Origin of the sequence: Alienimonas sp. DA493 (assembly GCF_043951915.1) — a bacterium.
In the GTDB taxonomy this organism is placed as follows: domain Bacteria; phylum Planctomycetota; class Planctomycetia; order Planctomycetales; family Planctomycetaceae; genus Alienimonas.
This window is the reverse complement of record NZ_JBINJD010000207.1, coordinates 1-7,376: the sequence shown is the minus strand read 5'-3', so window position 1 is coordinate 7,376 and position 7,376 is coordinate 1. Positions and strand designations below refer to the sequence as shown.

Sequence of the window (7,376 nt, the reverse complement as noted above, 5' to 3'; positions counted from 1 at the left end):
CGCCCAGCCGCCGGCGCCGCCGGTCGTCCCGCCCGCGGCCGCCGAGCCGGCCGACGCGGCGGCCGGGCCGCCGCCCGGGTTCGTGCGGCTGACGTTCCCCGGGGAGGTCGAGCTGCCCGTGCTGGTCGACTACGTCAGCGAACGGCTGGGCATCAAGATCCTGCACGACCAGACCCTGGCCGGGCAGTCGATCACGCTGCGGGCCCCGGGCGACGTGCCGGTCGCCAGCCTGGAGGACCTGCTGCGGGGGGCCCTGCGGATCAAGGGGTTCGTGCTGGCGGACTCGCCGGTGGAGGGCTGGAAGACGATTCGCCCGGCGGCGGACCTGCCGAGGGCGGCCGGGGCCGGCAGCGACGCGGTCACGCGGGTCTTCACGCTGGAGCACGCCGACCCGTCCGGCCTCACCACGCTGCTGCAGCCGTTCCTGTCGACCGCCGGGGCCAGCGCCGCAGCCGTCGAGGGGACGCGGCTGCTGATCGTGACCGACTTCGCCGGCAACCTCGCCCGGGTGGAGGGGCTGATCGAGGCGGTCGACCGCCCCCGCACGCGGGCCGAAACCCGGTTCGTGGACGTGACGAACACGGCCGCCGAGGACCTCGCCGCCCGGCTGACGGAACTGCTCGCCGCCGCCGCCCCGCCGGGCGCGGGCGGGGAGGAGGGGCCCGGGGCGGCCGTCTCGGCCGCGGCCGACGCCCGCACGAACCGGCTAATCCTCGTCGGCCCGCCGGAGGCCCTGGACCGGGCGGAGGCTTTGGCGGAGGCCCTGGACGTCCCGCTGGGCCTCTCGACCCGGGTGTTCGACCTGACGACCGTGCCCGCCGAGCGGCTGGACCGGCTGGCGAAGGGGGTCATCGGCGAGCGGGACGCCGCCCGACTCTACCGCGGCGTGATCGACGAGGAGGCGAACGTACTGATCGTGACCGCCCCCGAGGCGGTCCTGGAGCGGGTGGCGGAGCTGGCCGAGCGGCTGGACGCCCCCGGGGCGGCCGCGGCCGGCGGGCGGGTGCGGTTCTACAAGCTGAAGTACGCGACCGCCGAGGAGATCCTGGAAACGCTGCTGGCGGTCGGCGGCGCCGGCGGCCTGCCGGCGGTCCCGCCGGGCGGGCTGCCGCGGACGGACGGACGGTACCGCCTGCTGGGCGATCGCCTGCTGCCGGGGGCGAACCGGGCGACCCTGCTCCCCCAGCAAAACCTCGGCGTCCTGCCGGTCCCGCCGGCGTTCACCGACGTCGACGTCGCCGACGGCCTCGTCCCGAACGCCGGCGGCGTCCCGGGAGCCGTGCCCGGCCTGGGCGCCCCCCCGGCGGTCGACGGCCTCCCGGCCGGGGCCGACCCGCCGGCCCTGCCGCCGGCGGCGGGATTCGGGGGCGCCGGCCTCGCGGGAGCCGGGGCGGGACTGCCCGGGGCCGGCGGGCTGACGCCGGTCGGCGGCGTGACCGGCGGCGGGTTCGGGGCCGCCCCGGCCCAGGTGACGGCCGACCCGCGGACGAACACCGTGATCGTCGTCGCCGACCCCGTCACGCAGGGCGTCTACGCCGAGCTGATCGAGGAGCTGGACCGGCCCCGCCCGCAGGTGCTGATCGAGGCCAAGATCGTCGTGCTGGACGTCAGCGACGAGTTCAGCCTCGGCGTGGAGATCGGCGGCGGCGACGCCGAGGGGCCCGGCCGGCTGTTCGCCTTCAGCTCCTTCGGGCTCTCCGAGGTCGACCCGCTGACCGGGGCGTTGCAGCTGATCCCCGGGTTGGGCTTCAACGGCACGCTGGTGGACCCGGCCGTCGCCGACGTGGTCCTGCGGGCCTTCACGACCCACCGCCGCAGCCGGGTCGTCAGCAGTCCGCGGGTGCTGGTCGACGACAACGCGACCGGTCTGTTGACCAGCGTGACGGAGGTCCCGTTCACGAGCGTGAACGCCTCGCAGGTCGTCGCCACGACGAGCTTCGCCGGCTTCGCGGACGCCGGCACGACGATCACCGTCACCCCCCGGATCACCGACGACGACCGGCTGCGGCTGGAGTACCGGATCACCCTGAACGAGTTCCAGGGGACCGGGAGCGACGGCACGCCGCCGCCGCGGATCACCAACGAGATCGAGAGCGAGGTGACCGTCCCGGACGGCCACACGCTGATCGTCGGCGGGCTGAACCGCAGCGGGTACAGCCATACGACGGATTCGATTCCCTACCTCGAGGCGATCCCGATCCTGCGGCACCTGGTCAGCGCCTACGGGGAGAACGTCAACGAGACGGCCCTGTTCATCTTCCTGAAGCCGGTGATCCTGCGGGACGACAAGTTCAAGGACCTGAAGTACCTCTCCCGCCGGGACGTCGCGGCGGCGACCCTGGCCCCGGACGCCCCGGCCAGCCTGCCGGTCCTGCTGCCCTGCACGCCGCCGCCGAAGGTCCGCCCGTCGGTGACGATCCCGCACCCGATCAAGCCGATCACCGTCCTCGCCCCGCCGCCCTAATTCGCTCACACTGCGGCGGTGCGAGACGCCCCGCCCCCCGCCGCCGACGACCCGGGCGGGCGGCGCCCGGGCGCCCGTTGGGCGGCCCTGCTGCGGGACCGCGGCCTGCTGCCGGCGGACGCCGGCGATCCGCCGCCCGGCGTCGCCCCGCTGGCGTGGTCGCGCGAGTCGGGCGTGACCGGCGACGACGAGGCCCGCGCGTTCGCGGCGTTCTTGGACGCCCCCTACGCCGAGGCCGTTCCCGACGCCCCCGTCCTGCCGGAGTTTCTGGAGCGGACGACGATCGCCTTCGCCCGCCGGCACGGGGCGCTGGTCCTGGGCGAGCCGCGGCCGGACGGGGCCCCGCCCCCGCCGCCGGCGACCGTCTTCGCCGCCGACGGGACCGCCCGGGCGGTCGCCGCGGACGGGACGATCGACCCGGAGCCGGCGGCCGTCGCCCCGCCCGCCGCGGCGACCCTCGTGCTGGGGTCGGCGGCGGCCTGGGAGGTCGCGGACGCGCTGGGGCGGTTCCTCGGGCGGGACCTGGAGCCGATCTTCGCCCCCGCCGCGGTCGTGCGGGCGGCGATCGACGCCGCCTACGAGGCCCGCGGCGTCGCCGGCGCGGCCGCCGCGGAACTGGCCGCCGACGAGCCCGACCTGGCCGAGGCGGTCCGCGGCCTGACCGGCGGCGACGCCCGCGAGGACCTCCTGGACGGGGCGGACCGGGCGCCGGTGGTCCGGCTCGTCAACGCCGTGCTGCTGGACGCCGCCCGCACCGGCGTCAGCGACGTCCACTTCCAGCCGATCGACGCGGGCTCGGGCGGCGGGGCCGACGGCGACCCGCTGGCGGTCCGGCTGCGGGTGGACGGGGTGCTGCACGACGCCCTGACCGTGCCGGCCCGGCAGCGGGAGGAGGTCGTCGGCCGGGTCAAGGTGCTCGGCCGGCTGGACGTGGCCGAGAAGCGGCTGCCCCAGGACGGCCGGGCCACCGTGCGGGTCGGCGGGCGGTCGATCGACCTGCGGATCGCCTCAATGCCCACCGACCGCGGCGAGCGGGTCGTCGTCCGCCTGCTGGACCGCGGGACCGGCGTGCTCAGCCTGGAGGAGCTCGGCTTCCCCCCCGACGTGCTGGCCGGCTTCCGCGACCTGGTGAGCCGGCAGCACGGGATGGTGCTCGTCACCGGCCCGACCGGATCGGGCAAGAGCACGACCCTCTACGCCGCCCTGTCCGGCCTCGACCGGGACGAGCGGAACGTACTCACCCTGGAGGACCCGGTCGAGCACCGCCTGCCGGGGGTCAGCCAGACGCAGGTGAACGCGAAAAAGGGGATGACCTTCGCTTCGGGTCTGCGGAGCGTGCTGCGGCAGGACCCGGACGTGGTCATGGTCGGCGAGATTCGCGACGCCGAGACCGCGGCGATGGCGGTGCAGAGCAGCCTGACCGGGCACCTGGTCTTCAGCACGCTGCACACCAACGACGCCCCCGGGGCGGTCGCCCGGCTGCTGGACCTGGGCGTGGAGCCTTACCTGGCCGCCGGCTGCCTGGCCGGCGTGCTGGCCCAGCGGCTGGTGCGGCGGGTGTGCGAGGCGTGCGGGGCGGGGGCGCCGTTCGCGGAGGCCGACCGGCTGGTCCTGGGCCTGCCGCCGGGCGCGGTCCCGCCCGGGGCGACGCTGCGGCGGGGGGCCGGGTGCGACGCCTGCCGGGGCACCGGCTACCGCGGCCGATTCGCCGTCTGCGAATTGCTGAGCGTCACCGAGGAGGTCGCCGACCTGATCGGCCGCCGGGCCCCGGCCGCGGAGGTGCGGACCGCCGCGGTCGCCGCCGGCTACGCCCCCATGCGGGCCGACGGCCTGCGGCGGGTGCTGGCGGGGGAGACGACGCCGGAGGAGGTGGCCCGAGTGACCGCGGCCGGGTGAGCGGCGACCGTCCGCACTCTCGAGGGACGGGGCGGGGCGAGACGCCCCGCCCACACCTTGATCAGCGTGTTGTGCCCGGCCCGCGGTCGACCGGGCGGCGCCCGCGGATTCCCGAACTGGGGGAAGCCGCCGCGCCGTCCTCCGAAGGGGCGGGACGGCGATCGCTCGCGGGGACGAGCCCCGGACCACGGCATACGGGTGCCGCGGCGTGAGGACGGGGCGGTCCGATCGTTCCCGCACGGCCCCCGGCTCCTGCGGACCGGCTTCAGTCGGCCCCGCCGCCCCGGGCGAGCCGTTCCTCGAGCCGGGCGACGAACTCCGCCGCCGACACCCCCAGCGGTCGCAGCCACTGCCGCAGCTCCAGCAGGTCCAGCCGCCGCTGGCCGACCTCCACCCGGCTGACGTTCGACTGCGGCTCGTCCAGGGCTTCGGCCAGCTGCGTCTGCGTCAGACCCGCCCCGACCCGTAGCTCGCGGAGCAGCCGGCAGAACACGACGTTTTCTTCGCTGTAAAGCGTCTTCTCCACCGGCCGCCGGTCCGCACGCCCCGAAATGACGGCGGCACGCTCGCGGGCTGATGCGGTTATGCAAAAATCGGGTAGACTGGGCGAGTCCCCCGACCGTCCCGGACACACGCCGTCGCCCATGAGCGGAGATCGCCGAGAACCCGCTGCCGGACGGACGCCGCGGGGCCGCCGGGTCGCCGGCGGTCCGGCCGGCCGCGGGACGTCGCGCCGTCCCGGGCGGAGGGCGCCCGACGGGGCCGCGACGCGGACCGTCGGACCGGCCCCGTCCGCCCGATCGGGGGGCGGAGCGGCCGCCCCCGCGGAGGCGGGGCTCGGTCGGGCGAACGGCCGAACTGATCCCCTCGATGACGGGGGACCGCCCTGGGACTGGCAGGACGACCCCGCCGTCCGCGGGTTCTACGAGTCGGTCCGGGTCGGGGCGCCCCGCGGGCCGGAGCGGTCGCGGTCGGACGACGAGGACCTCCGCCTGTGGCTCTCCATCGCGGGCGTCTTTGCAGTCGGCGCCGTTCTCAGCCTGTTCTCCGGGGGCGGCGCCGCCGAGGTCGCCGCGTCGCCCGTACCGGCTGAGCCGACCCCGTACGTGCCGGTGAGCCCGACGACCCGCCTCGCGACGCTGGCCCTGCTCGGCGGTCTCGCCGCGGTGTGCGGATCCGTGTCGACACGGGAGTTCTTCCCGAAGGCTGGGACCGTCCCCGACCCGCTCGCGGGGGAGGACGGCGAGCGGGCCGTGAGGGAGGACGCGGACGGAGCCCAATTGTTCGCCGCCGCCGCGCTCGGGCCGCTCTGCGGGGCGGCGGTCGCCGTCGGCTCGCACCTGTTCGACCTCGGGTTCGCCGGGTGGACGTGGCGGTTCCTGCTGCTCGCGGTCGTCGCCGGGGCCGCCGCCTGCTGGTTCGGGGCCCACCTCGCCTGCGCGGACGTCCGATGGGCCCGCCGGGTGCAGCGGGGCAGCTTGGGGCTGAAGCGGATGGGGCACCGCAAGACGCTCTACGGCGTGTCCGCCCTGTGGTGGATGAGCCGGCTGTTCTCGAACCTCGTCGCGGCCGCCCAGGCCGGCGCCGCGGGACTGCGGAGCCGGGTGGACGCCTACGAGCCCGGATGGTTCGCCCCAGGCGTCGCGACGGACCTCCGGGACGCGGCCCGCGAGGCGACCGAGACCGCCGACCTGACGCTCGGGCTGATCCAGACTTGGGACGCCGTCTGCGGCTCGCTGGCGGCCGTCGGCGTCCTCTGGTCCTTCTACTGGCTGCGGCACGACGCCCTCGTCCGGGAGGCGGAGACGGGGGCGCGGGGGACCATGTCCCGGGAAGTCTGCGTGTGGGCGGTCGTCAACGTCGCGGTGTGGCTGGGACTGCAGGCCCTCTGGCCGACGTGAGTCCGCGGTCCCCCTGACCGACGTGCATCCGCAGTGGCGGGATCCGCAGGCCGGCGGGCCGGTCGCCCCCCATCCCCGCTGCCGCTCACGGACGTCACGAAACCCACGGGCCCGTCGGCGCCGCTCCCCGCCGCCCGGGACGCTCCCGGGGCGAACCGACGCCGTGGAAGGGGGGCTGCCGCCGCGGGAGAACCCCACGCCTGAGTTTTGCGCGCGCCCTGAGAGCGCACCCGCTGTGACGCGCGGCAGAACGCCGCACCCCCGGCGGCGGCCGCCTTCGAGGCCTGATACAGAGTCTCACCCCTATTTTTTAGGGGAGAGGGCGGATCCGGCCGAGCCGCGGCGGCGGGCGGGCGGCCCCCGCCGGTCGGCGACGTCCCGGACTCGACTCCGCCCGGGTCGCCTACTATTGCGCTTCGCCGCGCCGGCGGGAGACGCCGGGGCGGAACGGATGTCGACGAGCAGGAACGCGGGATGACGGACGCCGGGGAGGTCGCCGCTAACGACGGGGAAAACGACCGCCGGGACCGCGAGCTCGTCGCGGTCGCCGAGCGGATCGCCCCCCGCTTCGGCCGCCGCGAACTGCGGGAGCGGGCCGGGCGGTACCTGCGGGCCCTGACCGCCGCGACCGGGCGGCCGACGGGCCGGGCGCTGGCCGAGGCGGCCGGGGAGCCGACGCCGATCAACCTGCAGCGGTTCCTCGGCCGGGCCCGGTGGGACGCCGACGCCGTCCGCGAGGACCTGCGGGAGTACGTCGTCGACCGGCTCGCCGTTCCCGGGGAGATCGACCGGTCCGTGCTGATCGCCGGCGTGGCCCGGTTCGCAAAGAAGGGGACGAAGTCGGTCGGCGTGACGCGGGTGCGGATCGAGAACCGAACCGTGAACTGCCAGACCGCCGTCTTCCTGGCCTACCGCACGCCCCGCGGCTGCGCGTTGATCGACCGGACCCTGCTCCTGCCGCCGGAGTGGGCCCGGGATCCCGACCGCCTCGCGGCCGTCGGCGCCCCGGACACGCTCAGGTATGTGCGACTCGGGGTCGTCGCACCCGCGGGGCCGGCCGACGCCGCCCGGGCGATGATCCGCCGGGCCTTGGACGCCGACCTGCCCTGCGGCTG

5 protein-coding genes are annotated in these 7,376 nt (G+C 76.4%); 4 read left to right on the top strand and 1 reads right to left on the bottom strand.

The features are described from left to right. Together ACG2DA_RS20610 and ACG2DA_RS20605 are read left to right on the top strand one after the other, a co-directional pair. On the top strand, positions 1-2,464 hold a 2,464-nt coding region (locus ACG2DA_RS20610), incomplete at its 5' end, for a secretin N-terminal domain-containing protein (RefSeq protein WP_395258295.1). An 18-nt stretch (positions 2,465-2,482) separates the two neighbouring features. Next, positions 2,483-4,360, top strand: coding sequence for a GspE/PulE family protein (locus ACG2DA_RS20605; protein WP_395258293.1), 1,878 nt, complete (start codon positions 2,483-2,485; stop codon positions 4,358-4,360). A gap of 265 nt (positions 4,361-4,625) precedes the next feature. Here ACG2DA_RS20605 and ACG2DA_RS20600 read toward each other — a convergent pair whose 3' ends face one another. Next, positions 4,626-4,886, bottom strand: coding sequence for a helix-turn-helix domain-containing protein (locus tag ACG2DA_RS20600; protein WP_395258291.1), 261 nt, complete (start codon positions 4,884-4,886; stop codon positions 4,626-4,628). Positions 4,887-5,472: 586 nt separating this feature from the next. Here ACG2DA_RS20600 and ACG2DA_RS20595 point away from each other — a divergent pair. Together ACG2DA_RS20595 and ACG2DA_RS20590 are read left to right on the top strand one after the other, a co-directional pair. Then, positions 5,473-6,261 carry a hypothetical protein gene (locus ACG2DA_RS20595; RefSeq protein WP_395258290.1) on the top strand — a complete coding sequence of 263 codons (789 nt, stop codon included), beginning with the start codon at positions 5,473-5,475 and terminating at the stop codon, positions 6,259-6,261. Between the two features lie 474 nt (positions 6,262-6,735). Next, a partial coding sequence (locus ACG2DA_RS20590) for a transposase (RefSeq protein ID WP_395258288.1) occupies positions 6,736-7,376 on the top strand: 641 nt, incomplete at its 3' end.